Genomic DNA, 22,013 nt, shown 5'->3' with positions numbered 1-22,013 from the left:
TATGGCTGTGCGAGTACAGGAAGGCGCGTTCGACCCCGGGGCCGAGACCAATGCCATGCATGCGGCCAATGTGGGCGTGGGCGCGGTGGTCGGTTTTGTCGGCTATGTGCGGGATTTCAACGATGGCCGCGAAGTGGCGGGGATGTTCCTCGAGCACTATCCGGGCATGACCGAAAAGGCCCTGGCCAAGATCGTGGTCGAGGCCGAGCAGCGTTGGCCGCTGTTGAAGGTAGAGGTGCTGCACCGCATCGGTGCGCTGGAGCCGGGCGAACCGATTGTGTTCGTGGGGGTAGCCAGTGCCCATCGACAGGCGGCGTTCGATGCCTGCAACTTCATCATGGACTACCTGAAAACCCGGGCGCCGTTCTGGAAGAAGGAGAATACCCAGGAAGGGCCAAGGTGGGTGGAGGGGAAACAGAGTGACCAGGATGCGGCGCAGCGCTGGTAATCAAGGCGCCACCGATCGCCTGTAGGAGCGGGTTTACCCGCGAAGGGGCCGGGCCTGCTGGCCAATCTCCACCCGCCGTTCACCGTTGCCGCCACTACCGTATTCGCGGGTAAACCCGCTCCTACAGGGGGCCTTGTGTCGCGAAAGGGCCGCGTAGCGGCCCCCGACAATCTGCGCATCAAAGCCGAAATCCCGGGGCCGCTGTGCGGCCCAATCGCGACACAAGGCCGCTCCCACAGGGGGCGTGTAGCCCGCTGAAGGTCAGTGATGCTTGCGCGGCACCGGCTTGAGCAGTTCATCCGGCGGCATCTCGCACTTGATCTTGCGCCCCAGCAGCGCTTCGATCGCCGGCAGCTGATACGAGTCATCCTCACCGGCAAAGCTGATCGATACACCACTGGTGCCGGCACGGCCGGTACGGCCAATGCGGTGCACGTAGTCGTCAGGGTCTTCCGGCAGTGTGAAGTTGATCACGTGGCTGATGCCATCGATATGGATCCCGCGCCCGGCCACGTCGGTGGCCACCAGCACGGTGATGCGCCCTTCGCGGAAGCTCTCCAGCGTGCGGATGCGCTTGTGCTGCGGCACGTCGCCCGACAGCTGGGCGGCATTGATGCCGTCGCGTACCAGCTTCTCCTCGATGCGCCGCACTTCGTCCTTGCGGTTGGCGAACACCATCACCCGTTCCCACTTGTTCTGGGTCACCAGGTTGTACAGCAGTTTGTACTTGTCGCTGCCGGCCACCGCATACACGTGTTGCTCGACCGTTTCGCTGGCCACGTTCTCCGGCTCGATCTCGACGATGGCCGGGTTGGTGGTCCACTGCTTGGCCAGGTTCATCACATCGTCGGTGAAGGTGGCGGAGAACAGCAGGGTCTGGCGCTCGCTTTTCGGCGGTGTCTGACGAATGATTTGGCGGACCTGGGGGATGAAACCCATGTCGAGCATGCGGTCGGCTTCGTCAAGCACCATCACCTCGACCATGTCCAGGTGCACTTCGCCGCGCTGGTTGAAGTCCAGCAGGCGGCCCGGGGTAGCCACCAGGATATCGCAGTGGCGCGCTTCCAGGGCTTTGAGCTGCTTGTCGAAGTCCATGCCACCGACGAAGCTCATCACGTTCAGGCCGGTGTACTTGGTCAGGGCAGCGGCGTCCTTGGCGATCTGCACCACCAGCTCGCGGGTGGGCGCGATGATCAGCGCGCGCGGTTCGCCCATGTAGCGCTCTTTAGGCGGTGGCGTCTGCTGCAACTGGGAAATGATCGAGATCAGGAAGGCGGCCGTCTTGCCGGTACCCGTCTGGGCCCGGCCGATGGCGTCCTGGCCACGCAGGGTGTAACCCAGGACCTGCGCCTGGATCGGCGTGCAGTACGGGAAGCCCAGGTCGTGGATGGCGTGCATCAGCTCGTTGGACAGCTTGAAGTCGTGGAAGCGGGTTTTGCCTTCCTGTGGCTCGACCACAAAGTCTTCGGGCTTCCACAGGCTGGCCTGTGGCTTGGGCTTGCGTTCGCGGCGCGGTTTGTCCTTGGCCGGTTGTTCGGCAGGTAGCGTAGCGGCGGCAGGTGGCTCAGCCTTGGGGGCGGGGTTGGCATGTGTTGCGGCCGGTATTGCCGCGGGCCGGGCTTCCGGCGTCACGCTGGCAGCAGGAGCGGCGGCTTGCGGCGCGGCCTCTCCCTTGCCGAATATTTTTCTGAGTGCTTTGAGCACGGTCGTCTCATCAACTGATTAAGGAATGTACGCCGGGCAGTGTAATGCAAGATCCGGGCGCGGCGTAGCGGAATACGCCCACAACTACAAGCGAGGCAACCTATTGCAGCTGCTTGCTCAGCCAGTCGTGGATATCGTTCAGCTCTTCGACCACCACTTCGTGTTCCATCGGGTATTCGTACCAGCGGGCAGCGACGCCCCAGATGTTCAGGTACTCGAATGCGGTGCGGCCCATGGACGGGATTACCACTGGGTCATGCACGCCATGCAGGCACAGGGCCGGGGTTCGTTGCTGGCAGGCACTCAACTGGTGCTGGTCATTGAAAGTGGGGGCATAGGTGGACAGGGCGATCACTCCGCCCAGTGCCTCCTGCCACTTTATATAGGCAGTGTGCAGCACCACCGCGCCGCCCTGGGAGAAGCCGGCCAGGAAGATCCGCGACAGGTTGATGCCTTTGGCCTGCTCGGCCTTGATCAGTGCGACCACCTGCTCGGCAGACTCTTCCAGCTGCGCTTCGTCGATGGCGCGGGCCGGGGTCATGGCCTTTATGTCATACCAGCTGGGCATGGCATAGCCGCCGTTGATGGTCACGGGGCGGGTGGGTGCCTGGGGCATGATGAAGCGTGTGCTGAGCAAGCGCTCCTGCATGAATTCGGCCACAGGTAGGAAGTCGTAACGGTCGGCCCCCAGACCGTGCAACCAGATCACACAGGCGTCAGCGGTTTTCTGTGGTTCGAGAATCAGCGGGTTGGTCATGACTGCTCCGAAAGTGTGCGGGTCTTGTTATGGCGTGCGTGAAAAGTAGGCACCGGGAATGATTGTCGGAAAAAGAATGTCGCAACGATACAACTTTTCCTACTTGACGAGCGCTTAAACGCTACAGCGCGACAATCTGGTACGCGCTTTGCAGTTCAACCTGTGATGCAAAGGGCAGGCCGTGACGGTAACACCCTCTGCACGCGAAGGCTGTCACAGAACAGTCCATTGCGCCAATTGACCCAATAACAAGCCAATACGGGTCGGATACGCCTCAAAAGGGTGCGGTGCAATTCCGGCTCGATACAACAAGAGCGATTTGGAGGTTGTGAATGAAGATGTTGAAAACCACCCTGGCAGTCCTGACCGCTGCCGCCGCGCTGGGCGCCGTGAGCAATGCCCAGGCCGGCGCCACCTATGATGCGGTCAAGAAGAAGGGCTTCGTCCAGTGTGGCGTGAGCGACGGTCTTCCAGGCTTCTCGGTACCTGATGCGAAGGGCAAGATCGTCGGCATCGACGCCGATGTCTGCCGCGCCGTGGCCGCCGCCGTATTCGGCGATGCCACCAAGGTCAAGTTCAGCCAGCTCAACGCCAAGGAACGCTTCACTGCCCTGCAATCGGGCGAGGTCGATGTGCTGTCGCGTAACACCACCTGGACCAGCTCGCGCGATGCCGGCATGGGTCTGGTATTCACGGGTGTCACCTACTATGACGGCGTTGGCTTCCTGGTCAACAAGAAGCTCGGCGTTTCCAGCGCCAAAGAGCTCGATGGCGCGACCATCTGCATCCAGGCCGGTACCACCACCGAGCTGAACGTCTCGGACTTCTTCCGCGCCAATGGCCTGAAGTACACCCCGATTACCTTCGACACCTCTGACGAGAGCGCCAAATCGCTGGAGTCTGGCCGTTGCGACGTGCTGACTTCGGACAAATCGCAGCTGTTCGCCCAGCGCTCCAAACTGGCCGCGCCGACCGAATACGTGGTGTTGCCGGAAACCATCTCCAAGGAACCGCTGGGCCCGGTAGTGCGCAAAGGCGACGAGGATTGGTTCAGCATCGTCAAGTGGACCTTGTTCGCCATGCTCAACGCCGAAGAGGCGGGCATCACCTCCAAGAACGTCGAGGCCGAAGCCAAGTCCACCAAGAACCCGGATGTCGCCCGACTGCTGGGTGCGGATGGCGAGTACGGCAAGGACCTCAAGCTGCCCAAAGACTGGGTAGTGCAGATCGTCAAGCAAGTGGGTAACTATGGCGAAGTGTTCGAGAAGAACCTGGGCCAGAGCACTAACCTGAAGATCGACCGTGGCATGAACGCCCTGTGGAACAACGGCGGCATCCAGTACGCGCCTCCAGTGCGCTGATGGCTGCACCCTGCGGCGGCATTCGGCCGCCGCAGGTTGTTCGGAACCCTACTTTCCGGGGCATTTCATGCAAAATCGAATCGGCGCACAAAAGGGGCTATCCCTGAATGATCCGCGTGTGCGCGCGTGGCTGTTCCAGATTCTCACGATCGTCTTCGTGGTCGGTCTGGGCTGGTACCTGTTCCACAACACGCAGACCAACCTTCAACACCGGGGCATCACCTCGGGCTTCGAGTTCCTCGACCGCAGTGCCGGCTTCGGTATCGCCCAGCACCTGATCCCCTATGTGGAATCCGACAGTTATGCGCGGGTGTTCGTCATCGGCCTGCTCAATACGCTGTTGGTGACCTTCATCGGCATCATTCTGGCGACGATACTGGGCTTCATCATCGGTGTGGCTCGCCTGTCACCGAACTGGATGATCAACAAACTGGCGACCGTGTATGTGGAAACCTTCCGCAACATTCCGCCGTTGTTGCAGATCCTGTTCTGGTACTTCGCCGTGTTCCTGACTCTGCCGGGACCGCGGGGCAGCATCAACTTCGATGACAAGTTCTTCATCAGCAACCGTGGCTTGAACATGCCTGGCGCGACCATGGCTGATGGCTTCTGGCCATTTGTGGTGGCCTTGGCAATAGCCATTGCCGCTATAGCCGTGATGGTGCGCTACGCCAACAAGCGCTTCAACGAAACTGGTGTGCCGTTCCACAAGTTCTGGGCAGGGCTGTTGCTGTTCATCGCCATCCCGAGCCTGAGCGTGCTGTTGTTCGGCAGCCCGGTAACCTGGGATATGCCGCAGCTCAAGGGCTTCAACTTCGTCGGGGGCTGGGTGCTGATCCCAGAGCTGCTGGCGCTGACCTTGGCGCTGACTATCTATACGGCAGCCTTCATCGCCGAAATCGTGCGTTCCGGCATCCGTTCGGTCAGCCATGGCCAGACCGAAGCGGCTCGCTCGTTGGGCCTGCGCGAGGGCCCGACCCTGCGCAAGGTGATTATCCCCCAGGCACTGCGGGTGATCATTCCGCCGCTGACCAGCCAGTACCTGAACCTGGCGAAGAACTCGTCGCTGGCGGCCGGTATCGGCTATCCGGAGATGGTCTCGCTGTTCGCCGGTACCGTGCTCAACCAGACCGGACAAGCCATCGAGGTGATCGCCATCACCATGAGCGTCTATCTCGCCATCAGCATCAGCATTTCGCTGCTGATGAACTGGTACAACAAGCGCATTGCGCTGATCGAGCGATGAGGATACGCCCGTGAATGCCCATGTTTTCAAACCTGACATGCCGCCACCGGTGAAAACCGTCGGCGTGCTCGCATGGATGCGCACCAATCTGTTCTCCAACTGGCTCAACACGCTGCTGACCTTGTTCGCGATCTACCTGATATGGCTGATTGTGCCGCCATTGCTACAGTGGGCGTTGCTCGACGCCAACTGGGTCGGCACCACCCGTGCCGATTGCACCAAGGAGGGCGCCTGCTGGGTGTTCGTGCAGCAGCGCTTCGGCCAGTTCATGTACGGCTACTACCCCACCGAGCTGCGCTGGCGCGTGGACCTGACCGTGTGGCTTGCAGTCATCGGCGCCGCGCCATTGTTCATCAAGCGTTTCCCGCGCAAGGCCATCTACGGCCTGGCCTTCCTGGTGCTGTACCCGGTGTTGGCCTACACCCTGCTGCATGGGGGGTATCTGGGCCTGCAAAACGTACCCACCAGCCAGTGGGGCGGGCTGATGCTGACCCTGGTGATCGCTACCGTGGGCATTGTCGGCGCCTTGCCTTTGGGCATCCTGCTGGCCCTGGGCCGGCGTTCGAGGATGCCGGCCGTGAAGGTGGTGTGTGTGACCTTCATCGAGTTCTGGCGCGGCGTACCGCTGATCACCGTGTTGTTCATGTCGTCGGTGATGTTGCCGCTGTTCCTGCCCGAAGGCATGAGCTTCGACAAGCTGCTGCGGGCGATGATCGGTGTAATCCTGTTCCAGTCGGCGTACATCGCCGAGGTGGTGCGTGGCGGCCTGCAGGCCATCCCCAAGGGTCAGTACGAAGCCGCCGCGGCCATGGGCCTTGGCTACTGGCGCTCGATGGGGCTGGTGATCCTGCCGCAGGCGCTGAAGCTTGTGATTCCCGGCATCGTCAACACCTTCATTGCCCTGTTCAAGGACACCAGCCTGGTGATCATCATCGGCCTGTTCGACCTGCTGAACAGCGTCAAGCAAGCAGCCGCAGACCCGGCCTGGCTGGGCATGGCCACCGAGGGCTACGTGTTCGCCGCCCTGGTGTTCTGGATTTTCTGTTTCGGTATGTCCCGCTACTCCATGCATCTGGAGCGCAAGCTGGACACTGGCCACAAGCGTTAGGAGTTTCGAAATGAGTGAAGCGATCAAGCAGCCTGCTGGCCCCGAAGGCATCATCCAGATGCAGGGTGTGAACAAGTGGTATGGCCAGTTCCATGTGCTCAAGGACATCAACCTGAACGTGCGCCAGGGCGAACGCATCGTGCTGTGCGGGCCATCCGGCTCGGGCAAGTCCACCACCATCCGCTGCCTTAACCGTCTGGAAGAGCACCAGCAAGGGCGTATCGTGGTCGATGGCGTGGAGCTGACCAACGACCTCAAGCAGATCGAGGCCATCCGCCGCGAGGTGGGCATGGTGTTCCAGCACTTCAACCTGTTCCCGCACCTGAGCATTCTGGAGAACTGCACCCTGGCGCCAATGTGGGTGCGCAAGATGCCACGGCGCAAGGCCGAGGAAATTGCCATGCACTACCTGGAGCGTGTGCGGATTCCGGAGCAGGCACACAAGTACCCCGGGCAGTTGTCCGGCGGCCAGCAGCAGCGTGTGGCCATCGCCCGCGCGTTGTGCATGAAGCCCAAGATCATGCTGTTCGACGAGCCGACGTCGGCACTGGACCCGGAAATGGTCAAGGAAGTACTCGATACCATGGTGGGCCTGGCCGAGGATGGCATGACCATGCTCTGTGTGACCCACGAAATGGGCTTTGCCCGTACCGTGGCGAACCGGGTTATCTTCATGGACAAGGGCGAGATTGTGGAGCAGGCCGCGCCGGATGATTTCTTCGACCGGCCGCGCAGTGACCGGACCAAGTTGTTCCTCAGCCAGATCCTCCACTGATGCTGTTTGGGCTGCGCGGCAGCCCTTCGCGGGCGTGCCCGCTCCCACATGTTTAGCGTTGGCTTTGGAGCCTACTTAAATCCTGTGGGAGCGGGCGTGCCCGCGAAGGGCCGCAACGCAGCCCCGGCTTTATTTATTTTCCTGGCTGGCAGCCGGCGCCGGCGGCGGCCGCAGCCCCACCTCGGCGATCAGTTTCAACGGCTGCCCGTTGCGCATCACCTCAATGGTGATCTTCTCGTTGGGCTTGATCCGCGCTACCTGGTTCATCGACTTGCGCCCGTCTCCGGCCGGCTCGCCATTGATGCTCAGGATCACGTCACCCAGTTGCAGCCCGGCCTTGGCGGCTGGCCCTTCGCGGAAGATGCCCGCCACCACGATGCCTGGGCGGTCCTTCATGCCGAACGACTCTGCCAGCTCCTGGCTCAGTGGCTGTACTTCGATGCCCAGCCAGCCACGTATCACCTGGCCATGTTCGACGATCGACTTCATCACCTCCAGTGCCAGCTTTACCGGGATGGCGAAGCCGATGCCCTGCGAGCCGCCGGACTTGGAGAAGATCGCGGTATTGATGCCGATCAGGTTGCCATTGGCATCCACCAGCGCACCACCGGAGTTGCCTGGGTTGATCGCCGCGTCGGTCTGGATGAAGTCTTCGTAGTTGTTAAGCCCCAGCTGATTGCGGCCAGTGGCGCTGATGATGCCCATGGTCACAGTCTGGCCGACGCCGAACGGGTTGCCGATGGCCAGCGACACGTCGCCGATGCGAATGTTGTCGGAACGGCCGATGGTGATTGCCGGCAGGTTCTTCAAGTCGATCTTCAGCACCGCAAGGTCGGTTTCCGGGTCGCTGCCGATCACGCGGGCCAAAGTCTCGCGGCCATCCTTCAGGGCGACGACGATCTGGTCGGCGCCGCTGGTGACATGGTTGTTGGTCAGCAGGTAGCCCTCAGGGCTCATGATTACCGCCGAGCCCAGGCTTGATTCCCAGCGGCGCTGTTTGGGCAGGTTGTCACCGAAGAAGCGGCGGAACTGCGGGTCCTCGAACAGCGGGTGGGCGCTTTTGTTCACCACCTTGGTGGTGTACAGGTTGGCCACCGCCGGGGCGGCCAGGGTCACGGCGTCGGCGTACGACACCGGACCTTGCATGATCCGCGTGGTCTGTGGCGCTTGCTGCAGGTTGACGTCCTGGCTGGGCAGCCCGACCCATTGCGGAAAACGCTGGATGATCAGCATGGCGATCAGTATGCCGGTAAGCAGGGGCCAGCCGAAGTAACGCAAAGCCTTGAACATGAACGAATCCTGGAAAGAGCAGGGGCCAGCGGCCTGGCAGTGGGGCATGAGCGCGCGCGATCATACACCGGTTCCCCCAGTGACGGCGACGGCCCATAATGGCCGGCATTATACGGGCGTTCGTCAGGCGTTGCGCCCGAGAAAAGCGCAGTTTTCGAGGAGATTTTCATGGCCGTTGCTCTAAGTACCCTGGTCGAGGAAGCCGAGCGTTATCTGGGCAGTGCGAAGATCCAGGATTATTGCCCAAATGGCCTGCAGGTCGAAGGCCGGCCGCAGGTTAGCCGTATTGTCAGTGGTGTTACCGCCAGCCAGGCATTGCTGGATGCCGCGGTCGAGGCCGAGGCCGATCTGGTGCTGGTGCACCATGGTTATTTCTGGAAGGGCGAGAACCCGTGCATCACCGGCATTCGCCAGCGTCGCCTGAAGACCTTGCTGAATAACGATATCAGTCTGCTGGCGTTTCACCTGCCCTTGGACGTGCACCCGGAAGTCGGCAACAACGTGCAACTGGCGCGGCAACTGGAGATCACTGTCGAAGGGCCACTTGACCCGGAAAACCCCAAAGTGGTCGGGCTGATCGGTTCGCTGGCCGAATCCATGACCGCGCGCGATTTTGCCCGTCGGGTTCAAGGCGTGCTGGGGCGTGAGCCGTTGCTGGTCGAAGGCAACGACATGATCCGCCGGGTGGGCTGGTGCACCGGCGGCGGGCAGGGCTATATCGACACGGCGATTGCCGCCGGGGTGGACCTGTACCTGACCGGTGAGGCGTCCGAGCAGACCTACCACAGTGCGCGCGAGAATGGCGTCAGCTTCATTGCCGCCGGGCACCATGCCACCGAGCGCTATGGCGTGCAGGCGCTGGGCGATTACCTGGCACGACGGTTCGCGGTGGAGCACCTGTTCATCGATTGCCCTAATCCCATCTGATAGCGGTGTCGCCCTCTTCGCGGCAAACCCGTTCCTACACGGGCCTGTAGGAGCGGATTCACCCGCGAAGAGGCCGGCCCTGCCAGCCCAAACCCCCAGTCATATCGTTAGATTTTTTCGATCTAGCCAGCCTCCTAAATAGAAGCAGCCGCTGTGATAAAGTGGCTCGCTCGAACACGGCCCGCAGGCCGTCCATAAGATCGTTTTTCGTGAGTAGCCATGGTCGACAAACTGACGCACTTGAAACAGCTGGAGGCGGAGAGCATCCACATCATCCGCGAGGTGGCCGCCGAGTTCGACAACCCGGTGATGCTGTACTCGATCGGCAAGGACTCCGCCGTGATGCTGCACCTGGCGCGCAAGGCCTTCTTCCCGGGCAAGCTGCCGTTCCCGGTGATGCACGTCGACACCCAGTGGAAATTCCAGGAGATGTACAGCTTCCGCGACAAGATGGTCGAGGAAATGGGCCTGGAGCTGATCACCCACGTCAACCCCGAGGGTGTGGCGCAGGGTATCAACCCGTTCACCCATGGCAGCTCCAAGCATACCGACATCATGAAGACCCAGGGCCTGAAGCAGGCGTTGGACAAGCATGGTTTCGACGCTGCCTTCGGTGGCGCGCGCCGCGACGAAGAGAAGTCGCGGGCCAAGGAGCGTGTGTATTCGTTCCGTGACAGCAAGCACCGCTGGGACCCGAAGAACCAGCGCCCCGAGCTGTGGAACGTGTACAACGGCAAGGTCAACAAGGGTGAGTCGATCCGTGTCTTCCCGTTGTCGAACTGGACCGAACTGGACATCTGGCAGTACATCTACCTTGAAGGCATCCCGATCGTGCCGCTGTACTTCGCTGCCGAGCGTGAAGTCATCGAGAAGAACGGCACCCTGATCATGATCGACGACGAGCGCATCCTCGAGCACCTCTCCGAGGAAGAAAAAGCCCGCATCGTCAAGAAGAAGGTGCGTTTCCGTACCCTCGGCTGCTACCCGCTGACGGGCGCTGTCGAATCGGAAGCCGAGACCCTGACGGACATCATTCAGGAAATGCTCCTGACCCGTACGTCCGAACGCCAGGGCCGTGTCATCGATCACGATGGCGCCGGCTCCATGGAAGACAAGAAACGCCAAGGCTACTTCTAATTTCAGGGTTACTCCATGTCGCACCAATCTGATCTGATCAGCGAGGACATCCTCGCCTACCTGGCCCAGCATGAGCGCAAGGAACTGCTGCGCTTTCTGACTTGCGGCAACGTTGACGACGGCAAGAGCACCCTGATCGGGCGCCTGCTGCACGATTCGAAGATGATCTACGAGGACCACCTCGAGGCCATCACCCGTGATTCGAAGAAAGTCGGCACCACCGGCGAAGAAGTCGACCTGGCGCTGCTGGTAGATGGCCTGCAGGCCGAGCGCGAGCAGGGCATCACCATCGATGTCGCCTACCGCTACTTCTCCACCGCCAAGCGCAAGTTCATCATCGCCGACACCCCGGGCCACGAGCAGTACACCCGCAACATGGCTACCGGTGCGTCCACCTGCGACCTGGCGATCATCTTGGTCGATGCCCGCTACGGTGTGCAGACCCAGACCCGTCGCCACAGCTACATCGCGTCGTTGCTGGGCATCAAGCACATCGTGGTCGCGGTCAACAAGATGGACCTGAAGGGCTTCGATGAAGGCGTCTTCGAGTCGATCAAGGCCGACTACCTGAAGTTTGCCGAAGCCATCAACCTGACCCCGAGCAGCCTGCACTTCGTGCCGATGTCGGCGCTCAAGGGTGACAACGTGGTCAACCACAGCGAGCAATCGCCGTGGTACGCCGGCCCGACGCTGATGGAAATCCTCGAAACCGTCGAGGTTTCGGCCGACCGCAACTTCACCGACCTGCGTTTCCCGGTGCAGTACGTCAACCGTCCCAACCTGAACTTCCGCGGCTTCGCTGGCACCATTGCCAGCGGCGTGGTGCACAAAGGTGACGAGATTGTCGTGCTGCCGTCGGGCAAGAGCAGCCGGGTCAAGTCCATCGTCACCTACGAAGGTGAACTGGAAAACGCCGGCCCAGGCCAGGCCGTGACCCTGACCATGGAAGACGAGATCGACATCTCCCGTGGCGACCTGCTGGTACATGCCGACAACGTCCCGCCGGTAACTGACCACTTCGACGCCATGCTGGTGTGGATGGCCGAGGAGCCGATGCTCCCGGGCAAGAAATACGACATCAAGCGTGCCACCAGCTACGTACCAGGCTCGATTGCCAGCATCACCCACAAGGTCGATGTGAACACCCTGGAGCAGGGCGCTGCCAGCGCGCTGCAGCTGAACGAGATCGGCCGCGTCAAGGTTGCCCTGGACACCTCGATTGCCCTGGACGGTTACGACAGCAACCGCACCACCGGTGCGTTCATCGTCATCGACCGCCTGACCAATGGCACCGTTGGCGCCGGCATGATCATCGCCCCGCCCGTGTTGCCACACGGCAGCACCGGCCATCATGGCAAGCAGGCCCACGTGTCCACCGAAGAGCGCGCCCTGCGCTTCGGCCAGCAGCCAGCCACCGTGCTGTTCAGCGGCCTGTCGGGTGCTGGCAAGAGCACCTTGGCTTATGCCGTGGAGCGCAAGCTGTTCGACATGGGCCGCGCGGTGTACGTGCTCGACGGCCAGAACCTGCGTCACGACCTGAACAAGGGCCTGCCACAGGACCGCGCCGGCCGCACCGAGAACTGGCGCCGCGCCGCCCACGTGGCGCGCCAGTTCAACGAAGCCGGCATGCTGACCCTGGCTGCGTTCGTGGCCCCGGATGCCGAAGGCCGCGAACAGGCCAAGGCGCTGATCGGCAAGGAGCGCCTGGTGACCGTTTACGTCCAGGCCTCGCCGCTGGTCTGCCGCGAGCGTGACCCGCAAGGCCTGTACGCTGCCGGTGGCGACAACATCCCGGGCGAGAGCTTCCCGTTCGATGTGCCGCTGGATGCTGATCTTGTGATCGACACCCAGGCCACCAGCGTGGACGAAGGCGTGAAACAGGTGCTGGACGTGCTGCGTCAGCGTGGCGCGATCTAAGCGCTAGCCTGCAAGGAGAACCCCGCTTCGGCGGGGTTTTTTGTCTCGCGTTCAGGATCCTTCCCACTGTTCGGAAAGATCTGTCCTATATATGTTTCTCCGACACCGGTATCACCCGCCTTTCCTTGACTGCTTTGTACGAAAAACTCGAATAGATCTCCTTCACCCCCGGCAACCGCTGCAGCACCTCCCGGGTAAATTCCCCAAACGACTCCAGGTCCCGTGCCAGGATCTCCAGCAGAAAGTCATAGCGCCCGGAGATGTTGTGGCAGGCGACGATTTCGGGAATTTCCATCAGCCGCTGTTCGAACGCCAGCGCCATGTCCTTGGTGTGCGAGTCCATCATGATGCTGACGAATGCGGTCACGCCAAACCCCAGCGACTTGGGCGAGAGGATGGCCTGGTAGCCGGTGATGTAGCCGTTTTCTTCCAGCAGCTTGACCCGTCGCCAGCAGGGCGAGGTGGTCAGTGCCACCTGATCGGCGAGTTCGGCAACGGTGAGGCGGGCGTTGTCCTGCAAGGCGGCGAGCAGGGCACGGTCGGTGCGGTCGAGGCTTGAAGGCATATTTTGCCCTCCTGGTCCGGTGATTATTGTTTTTGTTCCAGAAAGCACGCCTATGTGTAGGCTATTTTGGAAAAAATTGGGCGGCTCGGTGGCATAAGCTTACAACAAACCACAAGAGGCCGTTGCCATGCGCGACTCCCACGACAACACCGGTTTTTCCACGCGGGCCATTCACCATGGCTACGACCCGCTGTCCCACGGTGGCGCCTTGGTGCCGCCGGTGTACCAGACGGCCACCTATGCCTTCCCCACTGTTGAGTACGGCGCTGCCTGCTTCGCCGGAGAGGAGGCGGGGCACTTCTACAGCCGCATCTCCAACCCCACGCTGGCCTTGCTGGAGCAGCGCATGGCTTCGCTTGAGGGCGGTGAGGCGGGCTTGGCGTTGGCATCAGGGATGGGTGCGATTACCTCAACCATCTGGACCCTGCTACGGCCTGGCGATGAGCTGATTGTGGGGCGCACCTTGTATGGCTGCACCTTCGCTTTTCTGCACCACGGTATTGGTGAGTTCGGCGTCAAAGTACGCCATGTCGATCTCAACGATGCCAAGGCTCTGAAGGCGGCGATAAACAGCAAAACGCGGATGATCTACTTCGAAACACCGGCCAACCCCAATATGCAGCTTGTGGACATTGAGGCGGTTGTCGAGGCGGTGCGGGGGCATGATGTGCATGTTGTGGTCGATAACACCTACTGTACGCCGTACCTGCAGCGGCCACTGGAGCTGGGGGCGGACCTGGTGGTGCACTCGGCAACCAAGTACCTCAGTGGCCACGGTGATATCACTGCGGGTTTGGTGGTGGGGCGCAAGGCGTTGGTCGATCGCATTCGCCTGGAAGGGCTGAAGGATATGACCGGGGCGGTGCTGTCACCGCATGACGCGGCGTTGCTGATGCGCGGTATCAAGACCCTGGCCCTGCGAATGGACCGGCATTGCGCCAATGCTCAGAAGGTGGCCGAATTTCTGGCTCGGCAGCCGCAGGTGGAATTGATTCATTACCCGGGGCTACCGTCTTTTGCCCAGTACGCGTTGGCCCAGCGACAGATGCGTTTGCCTGGGGGGATGATTGCGTTTGAGCTCAAGGGTGGCATTGAGGCGGGGCGGCGCTTCATGAATGCGCTGCAGCTCTTTGCCCGGGCGGTGAGCCTGGGAGATGCCGAGTCGCTGGCGCAGCATCCGGCGAGTATGACGCATTCTAGCTACACGCCGCAGGAGCGGGCGCATCATGGGATATCGGAGGGGTTGGTGCGTCTGTCGGTGGGGCTGGAGGATGTGGAGGACCTGCTGGCAGATGTCGAACAGGCATTGCAGGCCTGCTGTTAGGTTGCCTGCACTGGCCCCTTCGCGGGCACGCCCGCTCCCACAGGTATTCCACAAGTTTCACATGCTGTGGTGTACCTGTGGGAGCGGGCGTGCCCGCGAAGGGGCCAGTGAATCCAGCCCACAAAAAAGGCCTCTTGCGAGGCCTTTTGCATGTTCAGCAGATCAACGCTTGAGCCCGTAGCTCTCATCCAGCATGCCCGGCGAGTTGGGCGCTTTCGGCGCATAGTCGCGCGGCACTTCGGCGGTGTCTTTAGGCGGGGTCAGGCGGTCACGTGGGCCTTGCGGCGCATCGGAGTGCAGTGCAGCCAGCAGGCGTTGGCGAGTGACGTCATCGAGGGCCAGGCTGTTGGCGCCTTCAGCCAGGTGATCCTGTACGTCCTGATAGCTCTGGGTCAGTTTCTTGACCAGCATGGCGGTGCTGTTGAAGTGGGTGACCACTTCGTTCTGGTAGCTGTCGAAGCGCTTCTGGATGTCATCCAGTTGACGCTGGGTGTTGCTCGGCGCCGCGTTGGGCAGCAGGCGGGCAACAATGAAACCGACTGCCACACCGATGACCAAGGCCAGGGTTGGCAACAACCAAACAAGGAGCGAGAGTTCCACGAGTCCTTCCTCTATAAACGGCTTTGCTTTACGTTAACGGCTCAGACCTGCGCTGTATACCGCGAGCGATCGCAAATCAGAACAGAATTTCACACCTAGACGAATCGACCCTTCCCGAGGTCACGGAGTAGTGCCTTGCTTGTCCGCGAAACCCCCTTGTTCATCGATGGCCCTTGCGGCCAGCTTGAAGCTTTGTACCTCGACGTGGCGCAAGCCCGTGGCGCGGTGCTGATCTGCCATCCTAACCCGGTCCAGGGCGGCACCATGCTCAACAAGGTTGTCTCGACCCTGCAGCGCACCGCACGTGATGCCGGTTATGTGACCCTGCGTTTCAACTACCGTGGCGTCGGCCAGAGTGCTGGCAGCCATGACATGGGCGCTGGCGAAGTGGCCGATGCCGAGGCCGCTGCAGCATGGCTGCGTGCCAGGCACCCCGGGCTACCGCTGGTGCTGATGGGCTTTTCGTTCGGTGGTTTCGTTGCCACCAGCCTGGCCGGGCGCCTTGAAACAGCAGGTGTCGAGTTGCAGCACCTGTTCATGATCGCCCCGGCGGTCATGCGCCTGACCGCCGAATTCCCGCTGCCGCAGCGCTGCCCGATCACCGTGGTGCAGCCGGACGCCGACGAAGTCGTCGCGCCGCAGCTGGTTTACGAATGGTCCGACAGCCTGTCGCGTCCCCATGGGCTGCTGAAAGTGGCAGAATGCGGACACTTCTTCCATGGCAAGCTGACCGATCTGAAGGATCTGCTGCTGCCGCGCCTTTCGAACTGAGCCAAGCCTGAATAAGCGAACACCCATGACCACGCGCATTCTTACCGGTATCACCACCACCGGCACTCCGCACCTGGGCAACTACGCCGGCGCCATCCGCCCGGCGATCCGTGCCAGCCAGCAGCCCGGTGTCGACTCGTTCTACTTCCTGGCCGACTACCATGCCCTGATCAAGTGCGACGACCCGCTGCGCATCCAGCGTTCGCGCCTGGAAATCGCCGCCACCTGGCTGGCCGGTGGCCTGGACCCGGACAAGGTGACCTTCTATCGCCAGTCCGATATCCCGGAAATTCCCGAACTGACCTGGCTGCTGACCTGCGTTGCTGCCAAAGGCCTGCTGAACCGTGCGCATGCCTACAAGGCCTCGGTGGACAAGAACGTCGAGAACGGCGAAGACCCGGACGCCGGCGTGACCATGGGCCTGTTCAGCTACCCGGTGCTGATGGCCGCCGATATCCTGATGTTCAACGCCAACAAGGTGCCGGTCGGTCGTGACCAGATCCAGCACGTGGAAATGGCCCGCGACATCGGCCAGCGCTTCAACCACCTGTTCGGCCAGGGCAAGGACTTCTTCGCCTTGCCGGAGGCGGTGATCGAGGAAAGCGTGGCGACCCTGCCGGGCCTGGATGGGCGCAAAATGTCCAAAAGCTATGACAACACCATCCCGTTGTTCACCAGCGCCAAGGACATGAAAGACGCCATCTCGCGCATCGTCACCGATTCGCGTGCGCCAGGTGAGGCGAAAGACCCGGACAACGCGCACCTGTTCACCCTGTACCAGGCCTTCTCGACGCCTGAGCAATGCGCCGGGTTCCGCGAAGAGCTGCTGCAGGGCCTGGGCTGGGGCGATGCCAAGCAGCGCCTGTTCCAGCTGCTGGACGGCCAGCTGGCCGAGAAGCGCGAGTACTATCACCAGCTGATCGCCCGGCCGGCGGACCTGGAAGACATCCTGCTGGCCGGCGCCGCCAAGGCCCGCAAGATCGCCACGCCGTTCCTCGAGCAGCTGCGCGAGGCCGTTGGCTTGCGTTCGTTCCGCAGCAGCGTGCAGGCCAGCACCGAGGTGAAGAAGAAGGCTGCCAAGAGCGCACGCTTCGTCAGCTTCCGTGACGAAGACGGCAGCTTCCGTTTCCGCCTGCTGGCCGCCGACGGTGAGCAACTGCTGCTGTCGCGCAGCTTCGCCGACGGCAAAAGTGCTGGCGCCGTGAGCAAGCAGTTGCAGCAGGGTGGCGAGGCCGATGTCCGCGTCGAAGGCCTGAGCTTCGGCCTGTGGCTCGATGGCGAGCAGGTCGCCGAAGGGCCGCAGTTCGAAAGCGCCGAAGCTCGTGATGCCGCCATTCAGAGCCTGAACGAAGCTTTGGCGCCACAGCAGGACTGAGGCTGGCAAACGGTGGGAGCGGGCGTGCCCGCGAAACAGGTGCCGCGGTGCATGGCACCGGCTTTGCCGGTGTTCGCGGGCACGCCCGCTCCCACAGACTGATTGCCATTAAGCGGGCCTGTCGCTACAGTGACGGCCCGTTTTTTGTTGCCTCGCTAACGAATCATGACTCCCTTAGAACGCTATCAAGCAGATCTGAAACGTCCCGACTTCTTCCATGACGCGGCGCAGGAAACTGCGGTGCGTCACCTCCAGCGCCTGTACGACGACCTGGTGCACGCGCAGAACAACAAGCCGGGCGTGTTCGGCAAGCTGTTCGGCAAGAAGGGGCAGACCCCGGTCAAGGGCCTGTACTTCTGGGGTGGGGTAGGGCGAGGCAAGACCTACCTGGTTGATACCTTCTACGAAGCGCTGCCGTTCAAGCAGAAGATGCGTACGCACTTCCACCGCTTCATGAAGCGTGTGCACGAGGAAATGAAAACCCTCAAGGGCGAGAAGAACCCGCTGACCATCATCGCCAAGCGCTTCAGCGAAGAAGCCAAGGTGATCTGCTTCGACGAATTCTTCGTGTCGGACATTACCGACGCCATGATCCTCGGCACCTTGATGGAAGAGCTGTTCAAGAATGGCGTGTCGCTGGTGGCCACCTCCAACATCGTGCCGGACGGCCTGTACAAGGATGGCCTGCAGCGTGCGCGCTTCCTGCCGGCCATCGCCATGATCAAGCAGTACACCGACGTGGTGAACGTCGATAGCGGGGTCGACTACCGTCTGCGTCACCTGGAGCAGGCTGAACTGTTCCACTTCCCGCTCGATGACGCGGCGCACCAGAGCATGCGCGCCAGCTTCAAGGCGCTCACTCCTGAGTGCACCCAGGCGATCGAAAACGACGTGCTGATGATCGAGAACCGCCCGATCAATGCCCTGCGTACTTGCGACGACGTCGCCTGGTTTGACTTCCGCGCCCTGTGCGACGGGCCGCGTAGCCAGAACGACTACATTGAGCTGGGCAAGATCTTCCACGCCGTATTGCTCAGCAACGTGGAGCAGATGGGTGTCACCACCGACGACATCGCCCGTCGTTTCATCAACATGGTGGACGAGTTCTACGATCGCAACGTCAAGCTGATCATCTCGGCCGAGGTGGAGTTGAAGGACCTGTATACCGGTGGGCGTCTGAGCTTCGAGTTCCAGCGTACCCTGAGCCGGTTGCTGGAGATGCAGTCGCACGAATTCCTGGCGCGCGCGCACAAGCCTTAACGGCAGCGGCAAGCTTCAGGCGGCAAGGAACATTCAGGGCAACGCGCCATCCGCCCTGGTTTTCCTTGTCGCTTCAAGCGCGAAACCTGCCGCTCTGGAGGCCTCTCAGGCTTCCTGCATGAACTGCTGCCGATACTGGTTCGGCGACAACTCGGTGTGCTGGCGGAACAGCCGCGCAAAGAAACTGGCATCGTCATACCCCACCTCGTAACTGATGGTCTTGATGCTTTTGCGCGTACTCGACAACAACCCCTTGGCTGTTTCGATGCGTAGCCGTTGCAGGTAGTGCAGGGGCTTGTCACCTGTTGCGCCCTGGAAGCGGCGCATGAAGTTGCGGATGCTCATGCCGTGGTTGCGGGCCACATCCTCGAAGCGGAACTTGTCGGCGAAGTGCTCCTCCAGCCAGTGCTGGATCTGCAGGATGATCAGGTCCTGGTGCAGCTTCTGCCCGCCAAAGCCCATGCGCCCCGGGGTGTAGTTGCGTTGTACTTCGTAGAGGATATCGCGGGACACCGCACGGGCCACGTTGGCGCCGCAGAAGCGTTCGATCAGGTAGATGTACAGGTCGCAGGCTGAAGTTGCACCGCCGGCGCAATAGATATTGTCGGCATCGGTCAGGTGCTTGTCCTGGTTCAGGCGGATCTGCGGGAAGCGTTCGGCAAAGCTGTTGAAGAAGCGCCAGTAGGTGGTCGCCTCCTTGCCATCGAGCAGGCCGGATTCGGCCAGCCAGAACACACCACTGGCCTCGGCGCACAGCACCGCGCCACGCGCGTGCTGTTCACGCAGCCACGGCAGCACCTGAGGATAACGTTGCAGCAGGTTGTCGAAATCATCCCAGTAGGCCGGGAGGATGATCACATCAGCGTCGTCCAGGCCGCCGTCAACCGGTAACTGCACATTGCTGAAGCTGTCCACGGGCTGGCTGTCGGGGCTCACCAGGCGGATTTCGAACATGGGCTGCAAGCCCAGGCCCAGCTGCTTGCTGTAGCGCAGACTAGCGAGGTGGAAGAAGTCCTTGGCCTGCATCAAGGTCGAAGCGAACACCTTGTCAATGGCCAGGATGCTGACGCGCCGCAGCGACGCTGAGGGTTGGGTAAACATCATTGTCATTGTTCTTATAGGGTAGAGTGGTCAATCACCGGCTGGATCGTCTTATTTTTTGGCGATTGTGTCTACCCCATGGAACAGCGGCGCGCAGTGTTTGGCTCAAGGCGCCGGGTTGGGTTGTTCCTGATGAATGGCTTCGATCGCTGTCAGCAGATCGGCGCTCAGGTTCAGTTCAAGGCTGGCCAGGTTGCTGTCCAACTGCTCCAGGCTGGTGGCGCCAATGATGTTGCTGGTCACGAACGGCTGTCGGGTGACGAACGCCAGGGCCATTTGCGCCGGGTCCAGGCCGTGCTCGCGGGCCAGCTGCACGTAGCGGCTGCAGGCCGCCACGGTCTGTGGGTTGGAGTAACGGGCAAAGCGGCTGAACAGGGTCAGGCGTGCATTGTCCGGCCGTGCGCCGTTCTCGTACTTGCCAGAAAGCATGCCGAATGCCAGCGGCGAATAGGCCAGCAAGCCACATTGCTCGCGTATGGCCACTTCTGCCAGGCCCACCTCGAAGCTGCGGTTGAGCAGGTTGTACGGGTTCTGGATCGATACCGCCCGCGGCCAGCCATGGCTCTCGGCCAGTTGCAGGAATTTCATGGTGCCCCACGGCGTTTCGTTGGACAGGCCGATATGACGGATCTTGCCCGCACGTACCTGCTCGTCGAGCACCTGGAGGGTTTCTTCCAGTGGGGTGAAGTGATCCTGCGGCAGGTGCTGGTAGCCCAGCTTGCCGAAGAAGTTGGTGCTGCGCTCTGGCCAGTGCAACTGGTACAGGTCAATCCGGTCGGTCTGCAGGCGCTTCAGGCTTTCGTCCAGCGCCGCGACGATGTGCTGACGGTTGTGCTTGAGCTGCCCGTCGCGGATATGGCTGATGCCGTTGCCCGGGCCTGCAACCTTGCTGGCCAGGATCCACGCGTCGCGGTCGCCATGTTCACGGAACCAGTTGCCGATGATGCGCTCGGTGGCTGCGTAGGTTTCCGGGCGTGGAGGGACCGGGTACATCTCGGCGGTGTCGATGAAGTTGACCCCGGCGGCCTTGGCCCGGGCAATTTGTGCGAAGGCCTCGGCCTGGATGTTCTGCTCGCCCCAGGTCATGGTGCCCAGGCACAGGGCGCTGACGTTGAGATCGGTACGGCCGAGCTGGCGGTATTCCATCGGTTAGTCACTCCTTGGCAATAGATGCTCATCAAAGCAGGTTGAAATTTTTCGCGCAATCTGGATAATTCAGCACCTCTCCGCGTGGCGGAAGTGATGCACCATCACGCAGGAAGAACCCCGTCGAACATTGGCGTGCCCGACCCGAGCCCCCAAAAGCGTCTGTGTTCGGCTGCGCGCTTGCCCTTGGCAAGCTGTGCACTATCCAGTAAGATTCGCCGTCTATTTTTCGCTGGGCGGCCTCTGAGGCTTTAGAGAATGAAAACTTTTACTGCTAAACCGGAAACAGTAAAGCGCGAGTGGTTCGTAGTCGACGCCGCTGGCCAGACCCTGGGTCGTCTGGCTACCGAAATCGCTACCCGTCTGCGTGGCAAACACAAACCAGAATACACCCCTCACGTTGACACCGGCGACTACATCGTCGTTATCAACGCCGAGCAGGTTCGTGTGACTGGTGCCAAGTCTTCCGACAAAATGTACTACTCCCACTCCGGTTTCCCAGGCGGTATCAAGGAAATCAACTTCGAGAAGTTGATCGCCAAGGCCCCTGAGCGTGTTATCGAAACTGCGGTCAAGGGCATGCTGCCTAAGAACCCGCTGGGTCGCGACATGTACCGCAAGCTGAAAGTGTACGCGGGTGCTGCTCACCCACACACTGCTCAGCAGCCTCAAGAACTGAAGATCTAACGGGATAGTTCATTATGTCGGCGACTCAAAATTACGGCACTGGCCGTCGCAAGACCGCAACCGCTCGCGTATTCCTGCGTCCGGGTACTGGTAACATTTCCATCAACAACCGTTCTCTGGACGTGTTCTTCGGTCGCGAAACCGCTCGCATGGTTGTTCGCCAGCCGCTCGAGCTGACTGAATCCGTTGAGAAATTCGACATCTACGTCACCGTTTCCGGTGGTGGTGTCAGCGGTCAAGCCGGTGCGATCCGTCACGGTATCACCCGCGCTCTGATGGAATACGACGAAACCCTGCGTGGCGCTCTGCGTCGTGCTGGCTACGTCACCCGCGACGCTCGTGAAGTTGAGCGTAAGAAAGTGGGTCTGCGTAAAGCGCGTAAGCGTCCTCAGTACTCCAAGCGTTAATACCGCTTCGGCAGTCGAAAAAAGCCCGGTTCCTTGGAACCGGGCTTTTTTTTTAGGCTTGAACTAACCTGTCAGCAGTCAGTGGCCGCTTGTCGCATAGACGCAGA

General features: G+C 61.3%; 21 protein-coding genes. 14 read left to right on the top strand and 7 right to left on the bottom strand.

Annotation, left to right across the window (positions count from 1 at the left end; genetic code table 11):
- The first annotated feature begins 1 nt into the window (after window position 1).
- Window positions 2-448, top strand: coding sequence for a molybdopterin synthase catalytic subunit MoaE (gene moaE, locus GST84_21730; GenBank protein XGB14817.1), 447 nt, complete (start codon window positions 2-4; stop codon window positions 446-448).
- Window positions 449-709: 261 nt separating this feature from the next.
- Here the strand turns inward: moaE and rhlB are convergent, their stop codons facing one another.
- Window positions 710-2,152 (bottom strand): ATP-dependent RNA helicase RhlB, encoded by a 1,443-nt coding sequence (gene rhlB, locus GST84_21725; protein ID XGB14816.1) that lies wholly within the window; start codon window positions 2,150-2,152, stop codon window positions 710-712.
- A 100-nt stretch (window positions 2,153-2,252) separates the two neighbouring features.
- Window positions 2,253-2,909 (bottom strand): alpha/beta fold hydrolase, encoded by a 657-nt coding sequence (locus GST84_21720; GenBank protein XGB14815.1) that lies wholly within the window; start codon window positions 2,907-2,909, stop codon window positions 2,253-2,255.
- Between the two features lie 332 nt (window positions 2,910-3,241).
- Between GST84_21720 and GST84_21715 the strand changes: the two genes are divergently transcribed.
- The 4 genes from GST84_21715 to GST84_21700 all read left to right on the top strand — a co-directional run bounded on the left by GST84_21715 (window position 3,242) and on the right by GST84_21700 (window position 7,399).
- Window positions 3,242-4,270, top strand: coding sequence for a transporter substrate-binding domain-containing protein (locus GST84_21715; protein XGB14814.1), 1,029 nt, complete (start codon window positions 3,242-3,244; stop codon window positions 4,268-4,270).
- 67 nt (window positions 4,271-4,337) lie between these two features.
- Window positions 4,338-5,516 carry an ABC transporter permease subunit gene (locus tag GST84_21710; protein XGB14813.1) on the top strand — a complete coding sequence of 393 codons (1,179 nt, stop codon included), beginning with the start codon at window positions 4,338-4,340 and terminating at the stop codon, window positions 5,514-5,516.
- 10 nt (window positions 5,517-5,526) lie between these two features.
- Window positions 5,527-6,624, top strand: a complete 1,098-nt coding sequence (locus tag GST84_21705; protein XGB14812.1) for an ABC transporter permease subunit — start codon at window positions 5,527-5,529, stop codon at window positions 6,622-6,624.
- Window positions 6,625-6,634: 10 nt separating this feature from the next.
- Window positions 6,635-7,399: an ATP-binding cassette domain-containing protein gene (locus tag GST84_21700; GenBank protein ID XGB14811.1), complete on the top strand. Its 765-nt coding sequence runs from the start codon at window positions 6,635-6,637 to the stop codon at window positions 7,397-7,399.
- 129 nt (window positions 7,400-7,528) lie between these two features.
- Here GST84_21700 and GST84_21695 read toward each other — a convergent pair whose 3' ends face one another.
- The gene (locus tag GST84_21695) at window positions 7,529-8,689 is read right to left on the bottom strand and encodes a PDZ domain-containing protein (GenBank protein XGB14810.1); all 1,161 of its coding nucleotides are present in this window, start codon (window positions 8,687-8,689) and stop codon (window positions 7,529-7,531) included.
- A 168-nt stretch (window positions 8,690-8,857) separates the two neighbouring features.
- On the opposite strand from GST84_21695, the gene GST84_21690 reads away from it, so the two are divergent.
- The 3 genes from GST84_21690 (at window position 8,858) to cysN (ending at window position 12,670) form a co-directional block, all read left to right on the top strand.
- Window positions 8,858-9,616 carry a Nif3-like dinuclear metal center hexameric protein gene (locus GST84_21690; GenBank protein XGB14809.1) on the top strand — a complete coding sequence of 253 codons (759 nt, stop codon included), beginning with the start codon at window positions 8,858-8,860 and terminating at the stop codon, window positions 9,614-9,616.
- A gap of 219 nt (window positions 9,617-9,835) precedes the next feature.
- Window positions 9,836-10,753 (top strand): sulfate adenylyltransferase subunit CysD, encoded by a 918-nt coding sequence (cysD, locus tag GST84_21685; protein XGB14808.1) that lies wholly within the window; start codon window positions 9,836-9,838, stop codon window positions 10,751-10,753.
- Between the two features lie 15 nt (window positions 10,754-10,768).
- A complete protein-coding gene (gene cysN, locus GST84_21680) occupies window positions 10,769-12,670 on the top strand; it encodes a sulfate adenylyltransferase subunit CysN (protein XGB14807.1) in 1,902 nt (633 codons plus the stop codon).
- Between the two features lie 85 nt (window positions 12,671-12,755).
- Here cysN and GST84_21675 read toward each other — a convergent pair whose 3' ends face one another.
- The gene (locus GST84_21675; protein ID XGB14806.1) at window positions 12,756-13,235 is read right to left on the bottom strand and encodes a winged helix-turn-helix transcriptional regulator; all 480 of its coding nucleotides are present in this window, start codon (window positions 13,233-13,235) and stop codon (window positions 12,756-12,758) included.
- A gap of 127 nt (window positions 13,236-13,362) precedes the next feature.
- Between GST84_21675 and GST84_21670 the strand changes: the two genes are divergently transcribed.
- Window positions 13,363-14,559 (top strand): methionine gamma-lyase, encoded by a 1,197-nt coding sequence (locus tag GST84_21670; GenBank protein XGB14805.1) that lies wholly within the window; start codon window positions 13,363-13,365, stop codon window positions 14,557-14,559.
- Window positions 14,560-14,721: 162 nt separating this feature from the next.
- Here GST84_21670 and GST84_21665 read toward each other — a convergent pair whose 3' ends face one another.
- Window positions 14,722-15,159: a DUF1043 family protein gene (locus GST84_21665; protein XGB14804.1), complete on the bottom strand. Its 438-nt coding sequence runs from the start codon at window positions 15,157-15,159 to the stop codon at window positions 14,722-14,724.
- 135 nt (window positions 15,160-15,294) lie between these two features.
- Here GST84_21665 and GST84_21660 point away from each other — a divergent pair, with 135 nt between their 5' ends.
- The 3 genes from GST84_21660 to zapE all read left to right on the top strand — a co-directional run bounded on the left by GST84_21660 (window position 15,295) and on the right by zapE (window position 18,565).
- On the top strand, window positions 15,295-15,930 hold the full coding sequence (locus GST84_21660; protein ID XGB14803.1) for an alpha/beta fold hydrolase: 636 nt from the start codon (window positions 15,295-15,297) through the stop codon (window positions 15,928-15,930).
- 25 nt (window positions 15,931-15,955) lie between these two features.
- Window positions 15,956-17,305: a tryptophan--tRNA ligase gene (locus tag GST84_21655; GenBank protein XGB14802.1), complete on the top strand. Its 1,350-nt coding sequence runs from the start codon at window positions 15,956-15,958 to the stop codon at window positions 17,303-17,305.
- A gap of 165 nt (window positions 17,306-17,470) precedes the next feature.
- Window positions 17,471-18,565, top strand: coding sequence for a cell division protein ZapE (gene zapE / locus GST84_21650; protein XGB14801.1), 1,095 nt, complete (start codon window positions 17,471-17,473; stop codon window positions 18,563-18,565).
- Window positions 18,566-18,670: 105 nt separating this feature from the next.
- On the opposite strand, the gene GST84_21645 is transcribed toward zapE, so the two are convergent.
- Both GST84_21645 and GST84_21640 read right to left on the bottom strand, forming a co-directional pair.
- On the bottom strand, window positions 18,671-19,666 hold the full coding sequence (locus GST84_21645) for a helix-turn-helix domain-containing protein (GenBank protein XGB15818.1): 996 nt from the start codon (window positions 19,664-19,666) through the stop codon (window positions 18,671-18,673).
- Between the two features lie 105 nt (window positions 19,667-19,771).
- Complete coding sequence (locus tag GST84_21640; protein XGB14800.1) at window positions 19,772-20,812, bottom strand: NADP(H)-dependent aldo-keto reductase; 1,041 nt, start codon at window positions 20,810-20,812, stop codon at window positions 19,772-19,774.
- Between the two features lie 258 nt (window positions 20,813-21,070).
- Between GST84_21640 and rplM the strand changes: the two genes are divergently transcribed.
- Together rplM and rpsI are read left to right on the top strand one after the other, a co-directional pair.
- Window positions 21,071-21,499, top strand: coding sequence for a 50S ribosomal protein L13 (rplM, locus tag GST84_21635; GenBank protein XGB14799.1), 429 nt, complete (start codon window positions 21,071-21,073; stop codon window positions 21,497-21,499).
- Between the two features lie 14 nt (window positions 21,500-21,513).
- The gene (gene rpsI, locus GST84_21630; GenBank protein ID XGB14798.1) at window positions 21,514-21,906 is read left to right on the top strand and encodes a 30S ribosomal protein S9; all 393 of its coding nucleotides are present in this window, start codon (window positions 21,514-21,516) and stop codon (window positions 21,904-21,906) included.
- The last annotated feature ends 107 nt before the right edge of the window (window positions 21,907-22,013 follow it).

Source organism: Pseudomonas putida, from assembly GCA_041879295.1.
In the GTDB taxonomy this organism is placed as follows: domain Bacteria; phylum Pseudomonadota; class Gammaproteobacteria; order Pseudomonadales; family Pseudomonadaceae; genus Aquipseudomonas; species Aquipseudomonas putida_Y.
The sequence above is the reverse complement of the archived record's forward strand: the minus strand, read 5'-3'. Positions and strand labels throughout refer to the sequence as shown.